At 44.1% G+C, this 20,992-nt stretch carries 9 protein-coding genes and 1 pseudogene; 7 read left to right on the top strand and 3 right to left on the bottom strand.

Annotated elements, in window-relative coordinates; all coding sequences use genetic code 11:
* The first annotated feature begins 6 nt into the window (after window positions 1-6).
* The 4 genes from PN499_RS04790 (at window position 7) to PN499_RS04775 (ending at window position 15,999) form a co-directional block, all read left to right on the top strand.
* Entirely contained in the window at window positions 7-4,623 is a 4,617-nt protein-coding gene (locus PN499_RS04790; RefSeq protein WP_272030541.1) for a non-ribosomal peptide synthetase, read from the top strand.
* A gap of 153 nt (window positions 4,624-4,776) precedes the next feature.
* Window positions 4,777-7,401 carry a condensation domain-containing protein gene (locus PN499_RS04785; RefSeq protein ID WP_272030540.1) on the top strand — a complete coding sequence of 875 codons (2,625 nt, stop codon included), beginning with the start codon at window positions 4,777-4,779 and terminating at the stop codon, window positions 7,399-7,401.
* 194 nt (window positions 7,402-7,595) lie between these two features.
* Complete coding sequence (locus PN499_RS04780; RefSeq protein WP_272030539.1) at window positions 7,596-10,862, top strand: non-ribosomal peptide synthetase; 3,267 nt, start codon at window positions 7,596-7,598, stop codon at window positions 10,860-10,862.
* 97 nt (window positions 10,863-10,959) lie between these two features.
* Window positions 10,960-15,999, top strand: coding sequence for a type I polyketide synthase (locus tag PN499_RS04775; RefSeq protein ID WP_272030538.1), 5,040 nt, complete (start codon window positions 10,960-10,962; stop codon window positions 15,997-15,999).
* A gap of 84 nt (window positions 16,000-16,083) precedes the next feature.
* Here PN499_RS04775 and PN499_RS04770 read toward each other — a convergent pair whose 3' ends face one another.
* The 3 genes from PN499_RS04770 to PN499_RS04760 form a co-directional block, all read right to left on the bottom strand.
* Window positions 16,084-16,689 carry a thylakoid membrane photosystem I accumulation factor gene (locus PN499_RS04770; RefSeq protein ID WP_272030536.1) on the bottom strand — a complete coding sequence of 202 codons (606 nt, stop codon included), beginning with the start codon at window positions 16,687-16,689 and terminating at the stop codon, window positions 16,084-16,086.
* A 68-nt stretch (window positions 16,690-16,757) separates the two neighbouring features.
* Entirely contained in the window at window positions 16,758-17,180 is a 423-nt protein-coding gene (locus PN499_RS04765; protein ID WP_272030535.1) for a DUF29 family protein, read from the bottom strand.
* A gap of 125 nt (window positions 17,181-17,305) precedes the next feature.
* Complete coding sequence (locus PN499_RS04760) at window positions 17,306-17,461, bottom strand: hypothetical protein (RefSeq protein WP_272030534.1); 156 nt, start codon at window positions 17,459-17,461, stop codon at window positions 17,306-17,308.
* 14 nt (window positions 17,462-17,475) lie between these two features.
* On the opposite strand from PN499_RS04760, the gene PN499_RS04755 reads away from it, so the two are divergent.
* From PN499_RS04755 to PN499_RS04745, 3 genes and pseudogenes are all read left to right on the top strand, one after another.
* Window positions 17,476-18,552, top strand: coding sequence for a FecR domain-containing protein (locus PN499_RS04755; RefSeq protein ID WP_272030533.1), 1,077 nt, complete (start codon window positions 17,476-17,478; stop codon window positions 18,550-18,552).
* 53 nt (window positions 18,553-18,605) lie between these two features.
* Complete coding sequence (locus PN499_RS04750; RefSeq protein ID WP_272030532.1) at window positions 18,606-20,444, top strand: CHASE2 domain-containing protein; 1,839 nt, start codon at window positions 18,606-18,608, stop codon at window positions 20,442-20,444.
* Window positions 20,445-20,886: 442 nt separating this feature from the next.
* A pseudogene (locus tag PN499_RS04745) lies at window positions 20,887-20,992 on the top strand (allophycocyanin); the annotation flags it as partial.

Genomic DNA, 20,992 nt, shown 5'->3' with positions numbered 1-20,992 from the left:
TGAGAAATGAATAACGAGTTATTACATTCACAATTAAATGCAACTGCTGTTGAGTTCGACCCATTTGCTAGCGGTGAGATCTTACTGACAGCACCCGCAACAGAAGCACAAAAAGAAATTTGGCTATCTGTACAAATGGGAGATGAAGCAAATTGTGCCTTTAATGAATCCCAATCCCTGCGGTTGCGCGGCCCCCTCAATCTAGAAATACTTCGTTCTTCCTTTCAAGAAATTGTGCAAAGACACGAAGCGCTGCGGACTACCTTAAGTGCCGATGGCTCCACCCTGTGTATCACAGAATCCCTCAACCTTGAAATTCCCTTAATTGACTTATCAGCATTAAGCGAACAAGAGCGTAAAATCCAACTTGCAGCGCTGCGGCGACAAGCCGTTGAGCAACCTTTCAATCTCGAACATGGCCCCCTGTTGCGCGTGCAAATTATCAAATTGCAAGCTCAAGAACACCTCACAACAATTACTGCTCACCACATTATCTGTGATGGTTGGTCATGGGGGGTAATGATCCCAGATTTAGCCGCAATTTATTCAGCCTTAAAACAAGGTATTTCCCCTAACTTACCCGTACCCGAACGCTTCAGCGAATACGCATTATTACAGCAGCAACAAGCAAATTCCTCAGAAGTTCGCGCCGCTGAAAACTACTGGATAGAAAAGTTTGCCGATCGCGTTCCCGTCCTCGATCTTCCCATAGATCGATCGCGCCCCCCTTTCCGAAGTTACAACTCTTTACGGGAAGATTGGGAAATTAATGCCTCTGTTGTGACACCTCTCAAACGCGCAGGCGCAAAGCTCGGCTGTAGTTTCGTAAATACCGTGTTTGCGGCCTTTGAAATCTTTCTCTACCGGATATCGGGACAAACAGACTTAGTAGTAGGAATGCCGACCGCAGGTCAACTGTTTGCCGATAAAAGCCAACTGGTAGGTCATTGCGTAAATTTACTACCACTGCGAACCGAAATCGAACCCGATCGACCCTTTAGCGATTACCTGCGACAGCGAAGAGCAGCAATTTTAGACGCTTACGAACACCAACAAATGACCTTTGGTAGCGTCCTCAAGCAATTAAATCTGCCGCGAGATCCCAGTCGAATTCCCCTGGTATCGGTAATTTTTAATATCGATCAACCTCTAAAGGGTAATAGCCTTCAGTTTGAGGGTTTAGAGGCAGAATTTTTCTCGAATCCCAGAATTTCTGAGAATTTTGAGATGTTCATCAATGCTGTAGATTTGGGCGACAAACTGATCTTAGAATGTCAGTATAATACTGATTTATTTACGGCTGAAACGATCCGCCGTCGCCTGGAAGAATTTGAGACTTTATTGGCAGGAATTGCCAGCGATCCTCAGCAAAAAATCTACGAACTTCCGATTTTACCGGCAGACGAAAAAGCGCAAATCTTGACGGCTTGGAATCAGACGCAAAAAGAGTTACCTCAAGTTCAATGCGTTCACCAATTATTTGAAGCGCAGGTAGAACGTACACCGGAAGCCGTAGCTGCCATCTTTGACGACCAACAACTCACTTATCAGGAATTAAACGCCAAAGCTAATCAACTAGCACACTATTTACAAACATTAGGAGTAGGGCCGGAAGTGCTAGTGGGGATCTGCGTCAATCGTTCCCTAGAAATGTTAATAGGATTGTTGGGAATTTTAAAAGCAGGCGGTGCTTACGTACCCTTAGATCCAGCCTATCCTCAAGATCGGCTAGAATTTATGTTTCAAGATGCACAAATTTCCGTGCTCTTAACTGAGGAAAAATTGCTAGCAGAATTGCCGGCATCGGCGGCAAATCGCATTTGCCTCGATCGCGACTGGCCAACGATCGCATCCTACAACCAGAATAACCCCACAAACCAGACTTCGCCCGCTAACTTAGTTTACTTACTCTACACCTCCGGTTCCACAGGCAGACCTAAAGGTGTCGCGATCGAACATCATAGTCCCATTGCCTTTATTGACTGGGCCAGAAGCGTCTTTTCACCCCAACAACTAGCGGGAGTTTTAGCCTCAACTTCCATCTGCTTTGACCTCTCAGTATTTGAGATATTTGTGCCTCTAAGCTGCGGTGGCAAAGTCATCGTCGCAGAGAATGCCTTGCACCTGCCTAGCTTACCGGCACTCAAAGCCGTTACATTGGTGAATACAGTTCCCTCTGCGATCGCAGAATTAGTAAGAATCGGTATCCCTGCCAATGTAAAAACAGTCAACTTAGCAGGAGAACCCCTTTCTCAAACATTAGCGCAACGGCTGTACGAAACTGGGAGTATCGAACAGCTATTTAACCTCTACGGCCCTTCGGAAGATACCACCTATTCCACCTTTACCTTAGTCGAAAAAGGAGCAAAACAACCGCCATCTATTGGCCGTCCAATTGCCAATACCCAAACTTATATTCTCGACTCTCACTTACAACCAGTTCCCATCGGCGTAGCTGGGGAATTGCACCTTGGCGGTGCAGGTTTAGCGAGGGAATACCTGAATCGGCCCGAATTAACAGCCGAAAAGTTTATTGCTAATCCCTTTAGCAATCAAAGTAGCGATCGCCTTTATAAAACAGGAGATTTAGCCCGCTATTTACCCGATGGCAATATCGAATATTTAGGCCGGATTGATAATCAAGTAAAAGTTCGCGGATTCCGCATTGAACTAGGCGAGATCGAATCAGTTTTAGCTCAATATCCTGCCGTCCAAGAAAATGCAGTAGTAGCCCGCGAAGATGTCCCTGGAGAGAAAGCTTTAGTCGCCTATGTGGTACCGGGAGATCTCAGCGCGATCGCAGATCCAGAAACCGGAGTTGACGCTAGTAGCGAACAAGTAGCAGAGTGGCATCAAAAATGGGATGACCTCTACAAATCGGGTTATGAAAATCTCTCAAACCAGAAATCAAAAGATTGGAAATCGCCCAACTCTCAATTAGATGATGTTGCCTTTTTGTTTCTGGGACTCTCACAAGTTCTGATCGAAAACGCCGACTCGGATTGGCAGTTAGATGACTTAGCAAAGCTGACTAAAGCTGATGAAATGGACGCTTTAGAAGAACAAGTCAAACAATGGTTAAATCCCACCATCGATCGGATTCTTAGCTTAAAACCAGATCGGGCGATGGAAATTGGCTGCGGCTGCGGTCAGATATTATTGAGAGTTGCACCTCACTGTAGCTATTTCTTAGGAACAGATTACGCAGAATTAGTAATTCAGGAACTAGGAAAAACAGTCAATAGTCCTGAAGTCAACCTAAGTCAAGTCGCTCTCGCTTGCCGAGAAGCTGACAAATTAGATGAGAGTGAAATAGCCTCTTTTGACACCGTAATTATGAATTCCGTCAGTCAGCATTTACCAGATATTAACTATCTGTGGCGAGTGCTGGAAAATGCGGTAAAGACAGTCAAACCAGGGGGATGTCTTTATGTGGGAGACGTACAGGGTTATGGGCTATTAGCTGCCTGTCATGTAGCCGACCTTTTGAAGCGATCGCCTGGCTCAATGCCTCTGGAAGAATTCAAAAAAGCCCTAGAAAATCGCATTGCCAATGAAGAAGAACTGATGATCGATCCGGGATTCTTTTACGCCCTAGAAGAGCAAATTCCCGCGATCGGTCGAGTTGAATTTCAACTGCGCCGGGGTCACATTCTCAATGAAACAACTCAAGTTCACTACGATGTATTCCTCTACATCGAGCCAGAATCCCAAACAGTAGTAGAACCAACCTGGCATGATTGGCAGGACGAACAATTAACTCTCGAAGCAGTACAAAAAATTCTGGAGGAAAATCAGCCAGATTTGTATTGCATCAAGAGAGTTCCTAACAGTCGGCTTCAGAAAGAAGTACAAGCTCTAAAATTGCTCAGAAATCAGGAGAACTTACCCACAGTAGGAGACTTAACTGCTGCCTTAGAGAATATCCCCGCTGGTATTCATCCTGAAAGTTTGTGGGCTTTAGAAGAGAGTTTACCCTATACGGTAAATCTACAATGGTCAGACATCAGCAGTAAAAATGGCTACTTTGAGGCAATTTTTCAACGACGTACCTCAGAGAAATCCCCAGCGCTGAAAATCGCTCCTCCCCCAGAAGCAAGAAGAACCACCTTACCTCTAAACCGCTATGCAACCAATCCCTCTCTGAAGAAATTATCCAATAAGTTAATCCCGCAATTGCGGAGCTTTTTGAAAGCAAAACTACCTGACTACATGGTGCCCCCAACTTTCGTCTTCTTAGGCGAAATGCCGTTAACTCCTAATGGCAAAATAGACCGTCGGGCATTGCCAAATCCGAGCCAAAATCACCTAGAGCTAGAATTAAACTACGTTGCTCCTCGTACACCTATAGAACAAGAATTGGCTCAAGTTTGGGCTGAGATTCTGAGAATAGAACGAGTTGGTATTCGTAACAACTTCTTTGATTTAGGCGGGCATTCCTTGTTAGCAATTCGAGCGATAACTCGTTTGCAAGAAAGCCTGGGTGTAGAACTGTCTTTGAAGAGCTTCTTTCAAGCACCGACAGTAGAAACCCTGGCGGAACAAGTCGAAGCTTTACGCTACGTGCAAGGAGCAAAGATTGATTTCGACACGGATGAAGAACGTGAAGAATTTGAGTTATAGCAACCGCTAAAATTACGTAACGCCGTCCTCTGGACGGTAATTTACCACCTAGAGGGCGGCGTTACATCAGTTCTCAAAGAAATAGAATTTGCTCTGTTAATCGTGGTCTTCTACTATATAACAACATTGATAAAACCATCAGGAAATTGAGTTATGAAAACCGCTGAATTTTTGACAGATCTGCGAAGTTTAGGTGTAGAAATTCAATTGAAAGGCGATCGCTTAACCTGTAATGCTCCCAAGGACGCTCTTACTGCTGAATTGCGAACAGAATTAAGCACTCGCAAAGCCGAAATTCTCTCTTTCTTGCGCCAAGCTGAGGAGATAGCTGCTACACCGACAATTACCATTCAACCTGCTCCCAGAGATAGGAATTTACCCCTTTCTTTTGCTCAAGAACGTTTGTGGTTACTCAACCAGTTTGCTCCCGATAACCCAATGTATAACCTCCTATTTGCAGTACGCCTGCGGGGAGAGTTAGATGAAAGCGTGTTCGAGCAATGTTGGGTAGAAATTCTGCAACGTCATGAAGCTTTGCGAACTACCTTTAAACGAGTTGATAACCAACCCGTACAGATTATTGCTGAATTTGTCCCTTCTCTTTTATCGATTATCAGCTTAGAAGAACTCCCAGAAATTGAGCAAGAACCAGAGGCGCTACAAATCTTGAACCAAGAGGTTCAACGTCCTTTCAAATTGGAAGAGGGGCCTTTATTCCGAGTAAAATTAGTGAGACTAAATCACGAGGAAAGGCTTTTAGTAGTAGTTATACATCATATAATTGCCGATGGTTGGTCATTAGAAATATTGATGAAAGAATGGGGCGCGCTTTACAAAGCATTTTTGCAGGGACAGCCTTCTTCTTTGCCGAAGTTACCCATCCAGTATGCTGACTTTGCCTATTGGCAAAAACAGTGGTTGCAAGGTGAAGTATTAGAAAGCCAACTAGCTTACTGGAAACAGCAATTAAGTGGCAATATTCCTGTACTGAAATTGCCCATTTCTCAGTCTGCAAGCCTGACTCCAAGTTCCCAAGGTAGCTATCAAGTTGTAGAGTTTTCTAAGGAATTTTCGACTGCGATCGAAACTGTTAGCCGTCAAGAAGGTTTGTCTGTATTTATGACGCTGTTAACAGCATTTCAGATATTGCTCAATCGATATACAGGCCAAGAAGACCTTGTGATGTGTTTGCCAAGTGCAGGCCGCAAGGGTGCGGAGACTGAGGGGGTAGTTGGGTATTTTAATAACATTGTGGTGTTGCGGACTGATTTATCAGGAAACCCCAGCTTTCGGGAGTTATTAGGAAGAGTACGCGAAGGAGTTTTAGGAGCCTATGACCATCAAGATGTACCGTTTCAAACTGTCGCAGAATTGCCTAATTTAGCACGCATACCTCTATCAAAAACCTTGTTTAGCTTGGAAGAGTCCTTCGCAAACCTGTTGGAGTTACCAGGTATTGATATTAGTTCTTTGTTCCTCGACAATCAAGCCGCTGATTTTGATTTAGGTTGGTTGAACCTCTATGATGGATCGAGGTTCAAGATCATGACAAAATACAAAACTGATTTATTTAATGAGGGTGACATTTCTGAGATCCTAGAAAATTTTCAGAGGGTTTTGGAAAACATTATCCGCGATCCTAGCAGCCATCTATTCTCATTACCGTACTTCCGACAAATAAACCCGGATACAGTGGTGGAAGTAGAAGAGTCTAATTTACAAAAAACCTTTGTTGCTCCTAGTAATGAGTTAGAAATTCAACTAACTAAGATGTGGGAAGAAACTTTAGGAATCAAGCCGATTGGAGTTAAAGATAATTTCTTCGAGTTAGGCGGACACTCACTGAATGCTGCGCGTTTGTTCTTTAAAATTCAGGAGAAGTTTGATAAAACTCTCCCTCTAGCTACTCTTTTTCAAACCCCAACTATTGAGGGAATTGCTAACATTCTTCAGCAAAAAGAATGGTCGGCTCCTTGGTCAAGCTTAGTCCCAATTCAACCCAAGGGTTCGAGAAGGCCTTTATTCTGCATTCACGCAGTTGGTGGCAATGTGCTTTCTTATCAGGTTGTGGCACATTATCTCGGTCAGGATCAGCCTGTTTATGGATTACAATCGCGAGGTCTTGATGGGAAATCGCAACCTCACACTACCATTGAAGAAATGGCAAGAGATTATATCAAAGAAATTCGTAGCGTCCAGCCTAAAGGGCCCTATTGTTTGACCGGTCACTCCTTTGGAGGAATTGTAGCATTTGAAATCGCTCAGCAACTTGTAGCGGCTGGTGAAAAAGTTGGTTTGCTGGCTTTACTTGATACCTTTAGTCCGACTGTATCAACCGATGTACCATCTTTATCCTATCAGTTTTACATCCATCGTTTAAATCTTTCACGATTTAAACTCAAGGATAAATTTTTGTACGTCATTGATAGAATACTGTGGATGTTTGAGAAATTAGGCGATAAAATTGTCAAGAAATTTTATCAGTGGTTCCCTGGTAAAAATGGTGATGGAATCCCAGAGCATTTTAAGCTAATAGAGGCAAATAATTTTCAGTCTCAATACACTTATGATCCGAAAGTTTATCCGGGAAAGGTGACTGTATTACGCGCAATTGAACGACCAACAAAAGAATATTACGAGCCTTTTCTAGGCTGGGGAGATTTAGCTGCTGGTGGAGTAGATATCGTAGAAGTTCCGGGACATCATAAGACCCTGATCTTAGAACCTCGCGTTCAGTCCTTAGCCAAGGCTTTGAATGAGTGTTTGGATAAGGTGTAAACAGGAGAGATTCGTAACGCCGCCCTCTCCCAGAGGGCGGTAAATTACCGCCGAGAGGGTGTACAGTTTTCTCTCCTAGATAACTAAAGTTTCTTCCTTCTTCCTTCTCTCCTAGATAACTAAAGTTTCTTCCTTCTTCCTTCTCTCCTAGATAACTAAAGCTTCTTCCTCCTTCCTCCTTCTTCCTTCTTCTTATGAGCGATCGCTATTCCTATAAACTATCACCCATGCAACAGGGGATGCTGTTTCACCACCTCAAGGCGGAACAATCGGGTGTGGATATTGAACAGGTACTCTGTCACCTTCATCACGATCTTAACGTTGCAGTTTTACAACAAGCTTGGGATCTCGTCATTGAGAGACATACTACCTTAAGAACTAGCTTTGGGTGGTCAGAAACAGGGGAACCGTTGCAAACAGTACATCCCCAAGTAAATATACTAATCGAACTTCAAGACTGGCGAAACTTATCGGAGAGCGATCGCACTCAATCTCTCGCTACCTATCTGCAAAGCGATCGCCAACGTGGTTTTACCCTAGCAGAACCTCCCTTGATGCGTCTAGCCCTGTTCCAGCAAGGCGAGGCTGACTACCAACTAATTTGGACATTCCATCATATTTTACTAGATAGTCACGCGATCGCCACTGTCTTAAAAGAAGTTTTCACCTTTTATGAGGCCCTGTCTCAAAAACAAGAATTACAACTAGCAGCACCCCACCCTTATCAAGACTACATCGAATGGTTACAAAAGCAGGATCTATCGCCAGCCGAAACCTACTGGAAACAAACCCTTAAAGGCTTCAGTACACCCACTCCGCTAATAGTCGATCGCCCCTCTGTACGAGATAGTATTCAAGCCAATCGAATAATAGAAACAATTCGAGTTTCACCCTCTATTACTTCTAGTTTAAAAGCTTTATACCCAGCCAATAAGATCGCTCTCAATACGATTATTTTAGCAGTGTGGGCAATGCTCCTAAGCCGCTATAGTAGTGAAGAAGAAGTCTTATTCGGTCATACTCGAACTTGTCGCCAAGGAACCCTTAAAGGTGCAGAAACAATGGTGGGTTTCTTGAGTAATTCTCTACCTTTACGAGTCAATGTCTCACCCGAAAAAACCATAAAAAATTGGCTAGAAGCGCTCCAAAATCAATGGGAAAAACTGCAAGACTACGAACATACTCCTTTGATTGAAGCGATTGCTTGGAGCGATATTTCCAGTGGAACTTCTTTATTTGAAAGCCTTGTCACCTTTGAAGATGAACCGATTAACTCGCTTTTACAAGGTCAAGGTGGTGATTGGGTTAAGCGCGAATTTCAACTCCTAGAACAAACTAATTTTCCCCTGAATCTTTACGGATACGGTGGCGAAGAACTTTTACTCAAAATTGAAGCGGATGCTCAACGCTTTGATGGCGATACAATAGCTAGAATGCTAGGTCATTTGAAAACGTTACTAGAAAATATAGCTGCCAATCTCGATCGACCCCTAAAGGAATTACAGTTACTAACTTTAGCCGAAAAAGAGCAATTATGTCAATGGAATCAAACCCAAACAGAGCATACTAACTACTGCGTACACCAATTATTTGAGCAACAGGTAGAACGCACACCTGATGCTATTGCTATTACTTTTCCTTCCCAATCTTCTGACTCTTATTTAACCTATCAACAACTCAATGAACGAGCTAATCAACTCGCCGATTACTTACAGGAATTAGGCATAGGGCCAGATATCTTAGTAGCCGTTTGTCTGGAACGATCTTTAGAAATGGCGATCGCGATTTTAGGTATTCTGAAAGCAGGCGGTGCTTATGTTCCCATAGATCCAGCTTACCCTCCAGAAAGGTTAACATTCATGTTAACTGATACCCAAGCTCCAGTCATTCTTACTCAGTCTCAATTAGTTGATAATTTACCCTCCCATCAAGCTAAAACTATTTGCTTAGATACAGACTGGTCAACCCTCAGCCAAAAAAGCAAAACAAACCCCATTAATCGAGCTAATCCTCATAACTTAACCTATGTAATTTACACATCTGGATCGACTGGTAAACCGAAAGGTGTAGCTTTAGAACATCGAGGTTTAGTCAACTTAATTTTGTGGCAACTTCAAAACTCTGGTCTAAGCGTTCAAGCCAAAACTCTGCAATTTGCTTCTCTTAGCTTTGATGTCTCCTTTCAGGAGATTTTCTCAACTTTATGTGCTGGTGGAACCTTAGTTTTCATTACCGAAGAATTGCGGAGAGATGCGGGTAAATTATTAGGCTTCCTGATGGCACAATCAGTTGAAAGGCTTTTTCTTCCTTTTATTGCCTTACAGCACCTTGCAGAAGCGGCCCAAACCTACGAATTAATCCCGACTACGCTGCGAGAAATAGTTACGGCGGGGGAACAATTACAAATTAGTCCGGCAATTTCTCACCTGTTTTCTCAGCTTAAAAACGCCACATTGCACAATCATTATGGCCCTTCAGAAAGTCATGTAGTTACTGCTTTTACCTTAACAGGTTCGCCTAGTAATTGGCCCGCACTTCCCTCTATTGGTCGCCCGATTAGTAATACTCAAATGTATGTACTAGATCGGTACTTGCAAAAAGTAGCAATTGGTGTGCCAGGGGAATTATATATTGGTGGGGTGAATTTAGCAAGGGGTTATCTCCATCGCCCAGACTTGACAGATGAAAAATTTATTGCTAATCCCTTTTTAGAGGAGTTGGAAAGCAAAAAATTTACCTCAAGACTTTATAAAACAGGGGATTTAGCTCGCTACCTTCCTGATGGAAACATTGAGTATCTTGGTCGGATTGACAATCAAGTTAAAGTGCGAGGATTCCGCATCGAATTAGGGGAAATTGAAACGTCCCTAGCAACTCATCCCGCAGTTAAACAAGTGGTAGTAACGGCGCGGGAAGATGAACCCGGAAATAAACGCTTAGTAGCTTATCTTGTCCTGAATACTGAACAACAAATTGCCATTAGTGACTGGCGAAAGTTTCTCCTTGAGAGACTCCCAGACTACATGATTCCTTCAATATTTATCACCCTAGATCGCCTACCACAAACTCCTAGTGGCAAGATCGATCGTCGATCTCTTCCTGCGCCAGATACGCAGCGGCCGCACTTAGAACAGAGTTATGCGGCTCCGCAAAATCATTGGGAATCAATACTTGCCAATATCTGGTGTAAGCTGTTAAAATTTGAGCAGGTTGGTATTGATGATAATTTCTTCGAGCTTGGTGGTAATTCATTGCTCAGCCTTCAAGTAGTTGCTAAAGTCAGGCAAGAACTTAATATCGATCTACCAGTAGTCAAAGTATTTCAGTATCCTACTATTAGTGACTTGGCAAAATACCTCTCTAGTCAGGGAAAAAATGAGGTTTCTGCATCTGAACAGTTTCAAGAGCGAGGAGATAAACAAAAGTCAGCAATGGCTCGGTTTCGTCCTACTAGGAAGTGATTGTTAGCTAATTATTTAGCGTTTCTCAGTTAAATAATGTACGTAATAGAAGGCGGCGCTACAATATATATAGAGACTGAAGGAGATTAATAACTTAATGACTAATTCACAAGAATATGAAGGTGTAGCAATTGTCGGGATGGTTGGGCGTTTTCCAGGCGCAACTAATCTCGATGAATTGTGGTCGAATTTATGCAATGGTGTTGAATCTACTACATTTTTAACTGATGCTGAACTTGACCCCAGTATTGATAGCCAACTAAAATCTGACCCAAACTACATCAAAGCGAAAGGGATTATTAAAGATGCGGATAAATTTGATGCGGATTTCTTTGGGATAAATCCCCGCGAAGCTGAAATTATCGACCCGCAGCAGCGAATTTTTCTAGAAATGGCATGGGAGGCTTTAGAAAAAGCGGGTTGTAATCCTGACACTTATAAAGGTTTAATCGGTGTATTTGCCGGAACTGGAAATAACACTTATTTCGCTAATAATGTTTCTAAACGACCGGATTTAATCGACGCGATCGGTGCATTTCAAGCAATGGTCGCCAATGAAAAAGATTTTCTGACTACCCGCACTTCCTATAAGTTGAATCTCAAGGGGCCGAGTCTTAATATCTATACTGCTTGTTCGACTTCCTTAGTCACAGTTAGTAATGCTTTCTACAGTTTACTGAGTTATCAATGCGATATGGCGATCGCAGGTGGTATCTCCGTCACCGTTCCCCAAAATAGCGGCTACTTGTACCAAGACGGGGGAATGTTTTCTAATGATGGCTATACTCGCTCCTTTGAAGCAAATGCTGAGGGTACTGTATTCGGAAATGGTGCAGGGGTGGTGGTGCTCAAGCGTTTAGAAGATGCGATCGCCGACCGCAATTATATCTATGCTGTGATTAAAGGTGCGGCCACCAATAACGACGGCGCGGGAAAAGTGAGCTTCGCCGCCCCCAGTGTAGACGGTCAAGCAGGCGCGATCGCAATGGCCCAATCCTTCGCCGGCATAGAACCCGAAACTATTAGCTACATCGAAGCACACGGAACTGCTACACCCCTGGGAGATCCGATTGAAATTGAAGCTTTAACTCAAGTTTTTCGCGCTCAAACTCAGAAAAAACAATTTTGCGCGATCGGCACCATTAAAAGCAACTTCGGACATACAATCGCAGGTGCGGGCGTTGCTGGTTTGATTAAAACCGCCCTTTCTCTTCACCACAAACTCATCCCGCCCACGCTGCACTTTGACAAACCCAATCCCAAAATCGATTTTGCCAACAGTCCCTTTTACGTCAATGCCACTTTATCCGAATGGAAAGCCGGCCCCACACCTCGACGGGCCGGTGTCAGTTCCTTCGGCGTAGGGGGTACAAACGCCCATGCAGTCTTGGAAGAAGCGCCCCCAGTTACACCCTCTGGCCCCTCTCGTCCTCGGCAATTACTCTTACTCTCAGCGAAAACCCCATCGGCCTTAGATGCGGCCACAGCTAACTTACGGGAATACTTGCAGCAAGACCCCGAACTCAATCTCGCGGATGTTGCTTACACCCTGAAAATCGGTCGCAAACCCTTTAATCATCGCCGCTTTGCGGTCTGTAACAGCCGAGAAGATGCCTTACAGGTACTAGATAGTCTCCCTCCCCAACAGTCTGCCACTCGCCAGACAGACGCGAAACAGCGCCCGATTGCGTTCATGTTTCCGGGGCAAGGGTCGCAGTATGTCAATATGGGCTTGAATCTCTATGAGACTGAGGCTGTATTCCGAGACACAGTAGACGAATGTGCGGAACTGTTAAAACCCCATCTGAGCTTAGATTTGCGGGATATACTCTACCCTGACGGTGGCGATGCTGAAGCCGCAACGACTCAGTTACGCCAAACTTGTTTTACCCAACCGGCTTTATTTGTTGTTGAATATGCTTTAGCTCAACTGTGGATGAGTTGGGGAATTCAACCTCAAGCAACCATCGGTCATAGTATTGGTGAATTTGTTTCCGCCTGTCTAGCTGGGGTATTTTCGCTACAAGATGCCTTAATGCTAGTGGCGACAAGGGGGCGGTTGATCCAGAGTCTTCCCACTGGTTCCATGCTGTCAGTGGCCCTACCGGCTGCAACTTTAGAACAGCGGTTGAGTGCGGAAGTCGCTATCGCAGCGATTAATGGCCCCTCTTTGTGTGTAGCATCGGGTGCAACAGATGCGATCGCAGCCTTAGAAAGCCAACTCACAAGCGAAGGTATCACCTGCAAACATTTACATACCTCTCACGCCTTCCATTCACCGATGATGGAACCCATCATCGACACCTTTGCTAACCACGTCCGACAAGTAGAACTTAAACCCCCACAAATTCCCTTTGTTTCTACTGTTACTGCTAGCTGGATTACAGCAGAACAAGCAACAGATTGTCTATACTGGGCGAAACATTTGCGGCAAACAGTACGCTTTGCAGAAGGAGTACAGGAATTATGGCAAAACGATTCTACCCTAATTTTATTGGAAGTTGGCCCTAGAACAACGGCGGCAACCTTAGCTCGCAAACAAGCCAAAGACTTGAAAAAACAAGTCGTAATTTCTTCCCTCAGCGATACCGCAGTTAATAATAGTGAATGGTCAGCTTTATTAAATGCCATTGGACAACTTTGGCTGGCAGGTAGGGCGATCGACTGGGAGAGTTTTTATGCTGAAGAAACCCGCAGTCTCATTCCCTTACCCACCTATCCTTTTGAACGGAAACGCTACTGGGTAGAACCTATTGCTAGCATCCCATCAGCAGCCGAAGTTCCTGTCATCTCCGCCCAAAAAGCGATAGATTCTCAACCCCCATTACCATTACCCATTACTCATTCTTCATCCACCATGCAAACATCCCTAGCGAATAAAACTCAATCGCGCAAAGAGAGAATTTTCCCCTTATTACAAGAAGTCATCGAAGAAACTTCGGGGTTAGAAATTGATATTGCTGATGCTGCAACCTTATTCGTAGAATTGGGAATAGATTCTCTAGCTTTGACGCAAGTGGGAACTGCTTTGCAGAAAAAATTCAACATCAAAATCACATTTCGTCAGTTATTAGAGGATTTCCCCACCCTCGACAGCTTAGCAGAATTCCTAGATGGAAATTTGCCGCCAGAAGTCCTACCCGCCCCACAAGAATCCGCACCAATTTTATCACAAACTGTCAGCGAATCAGCCCCGCCACCACCTCAAGTAACCAGACAAGAAAATCAAAACCAATTGCCAGTCACCAATTACCAATTACCAATTACCAACTACCAAGTACCCATAGCAAATACTCAACCCGGTTCTCTGGAAGCCGTGATCGCCCAACAGTTGCAATTGATGTCCAAGCAACTAGAATTGTTGGGAAATAGCCCTTCATCCCTGCCCTCTACACTACCCTTATCTACTCCCCAAACTATTCCACAGTCGCCTCCAATCTTATCGCCTGCTCAGACAAGTAATGGTAGTAGTAATGGCACTAGCAGCGCCCCCATATCACAAAATCCTCCCCCACCAACCGAAGAGAAAAAACCCTTTGGTGCTGCGGCTCGAATCAACACTCAGGGGAGAGAATTAAATTCCCAACAACAAGCAAAATTCCAGGCATTTGTCAACCGATATACAGCTAAAACTCCCAGCTCGAAAAAGTACGCTCAATCCCACCGCCACCACCTCGCCGATCCGCGCACAGTCTCAGGTTTTAATCCCACTTATAAGGAGATTGTTTACCCGATTGTAGTCAATCGTTCCTTGGGTTCCAAACTTTGGGATTTAGATGGGAATGAGTACCTAGATTTAACCAACGGTTTTGGATCGAACTTTTTTGGATATTCCGCACCCTTTATTGTCCAAGCAATTGAAGAACAACTCAAACAAGGTTATGAAATTGGGCCGCAAACCCCTCTCGCGGGAGAAGTTGCTGAACTGATTTGCGAATTAACTAAGCTAGAGCGCGTGGCATTTTGTAACACAGGATCGGAAGCAGTTTTAGGTGCGATGCGCCTAGCGAGAACCGTAACGGGACGTAATAAAATTGCCATTTTTTCAGGTGCTTATCACGGCATTTTTGATGAAGTGATCGTGCGGGGAACGAAAAAATTACGGTCAATTCCAGCCTCCCCAGGGATTATGCCAGAAGCAGTTGAAAATGTGTTAATCGTGGATTATGGCGAACCTGAATCTCTGGAAATTTTAAGAAATCATGCCGATGAATTAGCCGCGATTATGGTAGAACCAGTGCAGAGTCGCCGTCCCGATCTTCAACCCAAAGAATTCCTGCATGAATTGCGACGAATTACCGAAAAATCTGGTTCAGCTTTCATCATGGATGAAGTGATTACTGGCTTCAGAATTCATCCCGGCGGTTCTCAAGCTTATTTTGGCGTGGAAGCAGATCTCGCCACCTATGGCAAAGTAGTGGGTGCTGGTTTACCGATTGGGGTAATTGCTGGCAATCGCAAATTTATGGATGCTCTAGATGGTGGTTTTTGGCAATATGGTGATAGCTCATTTCCTGAAGTTGGTGTCACCTATTTTGCGGGTACTTTTGTCCGCCATCCGCTGGTATTAGCAGCAGCAAAAGCAGCTTTAGAGTATTTGAAGAAATGCGGGCCCCAGTTACAGCAATCGCTCAATCAAAAAACCAATAAATTAGCAGCGGATCTCAATGGTTTGTTTGAGCAATTGCAGGTTCCCTTCCAAGCGAAAAATTTTGGTTCTCTTTTTAAAGTTATCTACCCGCCAGAATTTGTAGAAGGAGAATTGCTATTTTACTGGTTGCGGGAAAAGGGAATTCATATTTGGGATCACCGTCCTTGTTTCTTGACGATCGCTCATTCAGACGCAGAGCTAGAATTTGTAGTCGCGACGTTCAAGCAAAGCATTGTTGAAATGCAAGCCGAAGGCTTTTTGCCTTCACCAGGTAACGGTAGTAAGGCTCTTGAGTTAGCGGGAAATGGTCAAAAACAGGGGTCAGGAGCGAATGGTAGCGCCTCTCCTCAACCACCGGTTCCCGGTGCAAAATTAGGGCGAGATCCCAAGGGAAATCCGGCTTGGTATATACCAGATCCAGAAAGACCAGGAAAGTATTTGCAGGTAGGAGAGAGCCTTTTACAGTCCAAGGCTATTTCACTGTAACCAAGACTTACGTAACGCCGCCCTCCCGGTGGTATTTTTACCGCCTAGAAAGCGGCGTTACGAAGTATGCTTTAAGTCGTGACTTTATTTCGACAACTCAGTGTTGAATTCATTCACCATCCGCCGTTTGAGCTCGACAGACTCAGTACGGGGAAGTAAGTTAAAGACTTCTCGGAAAGCATCATCTACCTGCTCGAAGGCGACGGCTCCCTTAATGTTGAAAGCAACTTTGCCAGACTGATCTAGTAACACAGTTTGAGGGACAACGCCTTCGTAGTAATGGCTCGGTTCTGTAAGCGAGTCTAAAGGTTTGGCAGGGAGGGAATCAACGCTGACAGGGATAAAGTCAGCGGCGCGACCATAAAATTGCTGGAGGTTGGAGACTACGGTGGCATATTGCTTGCAATCGCTGCTGTCATCCAAATAGAACACCAATAAGGCCGGTTTGTTGCGCTGAAACGAATCGGTGAGCGTGACTCTGGGAGGTACGAGAGAGCCATTACCACCGTAGAGAGCGAAGATATTGCCGTCGAAGCGATCGTCGTTGATGCCGGCAAAAGCTGCCGGTGTGAATGCTAGCAGGCAACTAAGTGCAACTGCGAGGGTTAACAAGCAGGGTAAGATGCAGTATCGCCAACTGCGGCGGGAAGTAGCGCTAATAGTTGGACTTTGAATCGCAGAAGGAGTCATAGGTTGTTGCTAGTGTTGCTGATGAGGCGAAGTTCCCTTGCCTCTACTTTATTTTTATCTGTTTGGGGCTAACGTAATATTAAATTTAAGGCTAAATCCAGAATTTGCTCTCGGTTAACCAGTTGTTCTAACTCTCTAGCTTCGTACTGCCCTGCTTCCACTTCTAGAGAAGCTTCGTTAATAGCTTGCTGATATGCTTCTTCTAGAGATAGGCGCAATTCTTCAGGATGTAAATAAACTCCCCCTGCTTTACGACGCTTATTTAGTCCCTGAATTTTTAAAACAGAATTGCGAATAGATACTTCCCAGGAGCGAGTTGACCGATTTTCGGCTTGCTGTTTAATTAAGTGTAGCAGGAGAATTACAGCATAACTAATAATGTTATTAATTATGTCAGATTGACTCATTTCTTCGAGTTCTTCAACTATGGCTAACGACCCTTTAATATCACCTTTTATCAGGAGTTGTTTAAGTTCAAGTAATTCTTCCATGATATTAGTAGCTGATAATTGGTTCAGATTTACTTGCCCCATTGAAGACAGCTAGCGGTGTGTTAGCCTTCATCAATGATGATCGTATGACTTTTATCTTTATAGTTGCCATTTTTAACTGATTTTTATATTTTAGCGATCTCAGTGCGGACTCCGCTTGCTCTATCCCAAAGATAGGCAAGAAGCATATCCTGCGATCGGGGTGGGACAATAGAAATATGGTCTAATTCCTGATTGGCGGCGTTGGGAAGCGAAAAGTGGGGGTATTTACAGTTAAACATGACAAAATTTAGACATGAATAAACTTCTTACTTACTGGCGCTTATCTAGAAGCGATATACTGACCTTATCTCTAGCTGTTCTGGCTGCCTTGTCGATTATGCCTGAAGCGATTGCTAGCCCTGTTTCTTCCTCCCCCAAACAGCTACTAAATGCTAGTAAATTTCTCGCCCCACAGATCCCAATACCTCGCTCGATTGTCTCAAATTTCCCTAACTCTACTCCTGTTGATATTATAATTGGACAGGGTGCTTCAGAGCGATCGCTCTCTATACAGGAACTTCGCGGTACTGCTACTATTGGCGGTAGATCGGCAAAAGTAGGCGATCGCTTATCGGCTTCTGACGATGAACTTGTCACTGGTAAGGACTCTATAGTTACTTTGGTAATAGACAATAATTCTGGAATTGTTGAAGTTGCAGAAAACACTGCTGTCAAAATAGAAACCCTCTCAGCAGACGCAGCTAATCCAGTTACAGCTATTTTTGTCAGTAAAGGGCGAGTTAGATTATCAATAGCATCATCTGCTAGCAAATCTTCCAGTTCTAGAGCCTTGAATGGAGTTAGTGAAACTCGCGTTGCGGGTCTTAATAACTTGACAGGAATTGGTCAAATATACGAAGTCGCACAAGCTGCCAATTCTGCTAAAAATGCTCCTGTGAGAGTGCGGACTCCCAGAGGAGTTGCTGGAGTTCGAGGCACATCTTTTGGTGTTAATGTTGGGCCTGATGGTAAAACAGGTGTTGATACAATTGAAGGTGCAGTAGGATTTGCTGGAATGCAACAGGAAGTTGCTGTTAATGCTGGTTATTGGAGTGTAATTAACTTCGGAGGTGAGCCAACTGTTACCAAAGAAAATCCGGCTTTAAGTATACTCAGAATCCGCAGTTTGTCAAGAATAAGTTCGCGGACTTTTCGGTTATTTGGTCAAGTTCAACCGATGGATTTAGTATATGTCAATGGGGAGGCGATCGCAACTGATGCAGAGGGTAAATTTAGAATAGAAGGAGATATGCCTCTTAGCCGTCGCCTGAAGGTAACAGTGCGAGGGCCATCAGTGAGAGAACGAGTGTATGAATTAGCAGTTCCCTAAATTAGCAGTTATTAATAAATAACCCAAGACTCAAAATTAATCTAGGGACTGGTATGAATTTTAAAGATTGGATGGTGCATCTAAAAAAAACAATTTCTGTAGTTCAAAAATATCTAGCAAGTAATCCTCCTTGGCTAACAGGCGCGATAGCAGCAGTTGTTTCTGTAGGAATGTTACAGTTAGGTGCTTGGAGACCTCTAGAATATTTGGGGTACAAAACTTTATTTCAACTTCGCGATAGTAGTATTATTCCTAATCCTGGTTGGGATCGGAGAATTGTCGTAATCGGAATTGACGATCGCAGCTTGCAAGAATATGGTCAATTTCCTTGGTCGCGCGATCGCTACGTGCAATTACTAGAAAGTTTGAAAAAAAGTGCGCCAACTGCTATTGGTTTTGATATTCTTTTCATCGATCCTAGCCCAAAAGATGCTGAATTAGCAGCAGCAATAAAAGCTAGCGGTAATGTGGCGATCGCTAGAACGGGGGATGAGGAAAACTTAGTACCAGAAATTAAAGCAGCCGCACTTTTTGTTGGCGATATTTTGCACGAATCAGACGCAGATGGTATCAGCCGTAGAGCTAACCTTTGGTTCAATGGTACTCCCAGTTTTAGTTCGGCATTGATTCAAATTTATAATATCCATAATCCGGGTAATCCTATACTTTTACCTCAGCCAATTGTAGGAGTAGAACAACAAAAAGTAGCGGTTAACTGGCCGGGGCAAACTAGGTTTTTAAGTACCTATGGATTTAGTGATGTTGTAGCAGGTAAAATTCCACAAGATGCCTTTACTAATAAGTTGATTTTAGTCGGATTTGTAGCTGAAGGTTTGGACAGGGTGCGGACACCTCTGGATCGCACGACGGCTGGGGTTTATCTTCATGCTGCTATGATTGATAATTTGCTTAATTCGAGGCTACTAAGACGAGTACCGAAAGTTTGGGAAATTATTTTGTTGCTAGGCATTGGCCCTGTTACCAGTTGGATTTTATTCCATCGAGATGTTAAGGAAAGAACTGCGATCGCGATTGGTTTGCCTACAGCTTGGTTTACCGTCGCTGCTTTATTATTTGGCTTCTCTCACTGGTGGATTCCCATTGCCTCGCCTATCGGTACAATTATCTTAGCTGGTATTGCTTTACAAGCACGAGAACAATATGAAAAGCAGCAGTTAATGCGGCTATTTGAAAAGCACGTTGACCCGGAAACGGCCCAGATGATTTGGAAGCGGAAAGCTGAAATTTTTCAACAAGGGGAACTCGAACCTCAAGAAGTTACAGCCACAGTTTTATTTATGGATATCCGCAGTTTTACTACTATCTCTGAAAAAATGCGACCGCGAGAGTTGCTTACCTGGCTGAATACTTATTTGGAGGCGATGACAGACTGTATTATGAATCGCGGCGGCGTTGTGGACAAATATATTGGGGATGCGATCATGGCTGTTTTTGGCGTTCCTTTTTGTCATACCGAAGAGAAAGAAATTGAACAAGATGCTATGAATGCGATCGCCGCCTGTATCGATATGCACGAACGTCTCAACGAACTCAACAAACACCTCAGAGAAGAAGGCAAACCTCTAATTAAGTTTGGCATTGGTCTTCACACTGGTCAACTGGTTGCAGGCAGCGTCGGGGGTGCGAGGCGGCTGAATTATTCTGTCATCGGCGATGCTGTCAATGTCGCGGCGAGGTTGGAGGCGATGAATAAGGAAGTTAGTTCCGATAGTCCCTATAACCTCTTGGTGACGGAGAGGACTTTTCAATGCGTGTGCGATCGCTACGAAGCCCAAAAAGTAGGTTCCATTCAACTCCGAGGCAAAGCAGAAACAACCGTAGTTTACGCCATTCTCGGCGAAAAGCAACTTCTAACCAAAAGCGAAACTTGAGCCTTGACAATTTACCTTTTATATCCATTCTCTTTTTTGCTTGACAATTTACCTCCTTTACCTATCCCCTAACATGAAAAAATTGTTACAAACTATTACAACAAGACTAATAATGTGAACGTCATGCCTGAAAATACTGTGCGGGAGGTAGTTAGCAAAAAGGACTCGCACCTTGAACTAACGGCCCGACATTTCCCAAAACAAAACCCCCAGCCCCAACCCCAGCCTAACTTGCAAAAGTAGGTGAGCGCAGGTCATCTGTGGTATTGTAAACCACAGCATTGTGCGCGACTTGGACAAACGTACCAATATCGCAAACAAGCGTTAAAACTCCAAGCTTTCACAGCCTGGAACCTTTCACAAGCAGTAGGAAGCGCTAATTCCCGCCTCGCTTCCTTCCCGCTCAAACACAAAGACGGGATATCCAGTGGGTAAATAAAAGATGAGTATCGTCACCAAATCTATTGTGAATGCCGATGCCGAGGCTCGTTATCTCAGCCCAGGCGAATTAGATCGGATCAAAGGCTTTGTCACCACTGGCGAACGCC

Origin of the sequence: Kamptonema animale CS-326, from assembly GCF_028330895.1 — a bacterium.
Lineage (GTDB): Bacteria > Cyanobacteriota > Cyanobacteriia > Cyanobacteriales > Microcoleaceae > Kamptonema > Kamptonema formosum.
Note: the sequence above shows the minus strand (reverse complement) of the source record. Positions and strands in the feature narration are given on the sequence as shown.

Excerpts from the sequence above, each read along its gene's own strand:
- PN499_RS04790 (WP_272030541.1), top strand. The coding sequence starts at position 7 with ATGAATAACGAGTTATTACATTCACAATTAAATGCAACTGCTGTTGAG.
- PN499_RS04785 (WP_272030540.1), top strand. The coding sequence starts at position 4,777 with ATGAAAACCGCTGAATTTTTGACAGATCTGCGAAGTTTAGGTGTAGAA.
- PN499_RS04780 (WP_272030539.1), top strand. The coding sequence starts at position 7,596 with ATGAGCGATCGCTATTCCTATAAACTATCACCCATGCAACAGGGGATG.
- PN499_RS04775 (WP_272030538.1), top strand. The coding sequence starts at position 10,960 with ATGACTAATTCACAAGAATATGAAGGTGTAGCAATTGTCGGGATGGTT.
- PN499_RS04770 (WP_272030536.1), bottom strand. The coding sequence starts at position 16,689 with ATGACTCCTTCTGCGATTCAAAGTCCAACTATTAGCGCTACTTCCCGC.
- PN499_RS04765 (WP_272030535.1), bottom strand. The coding sequence starts at position 17,180 with ATGGAAGAATTACTTGAACTTAAACAACTCCTGATAAAAGGTGATATT.
- PN499_RS04760 (WP_272030534.1), bottom strand. The coding sequence starts at position 17,461 with ATGTTTAACTGTAAATACCCCCACTTTTCGCTTCCCAACGCCGCCAAT.
- PN499_RS04755 (WP_272030533.1), top strand. The coding sequence starts at position 17,476 with ATGAATAAACTTCTTACTTACTGGCGCTTATCTAGAAGCGATATACTG.
- PN499_RS04750 (WP_272030532.1), top strand. The coding sequence starts at position 18,606 with ATGAATTTTAAAGATTGGATGGTGCATCTAAAAAAAACAATTTCTGTA.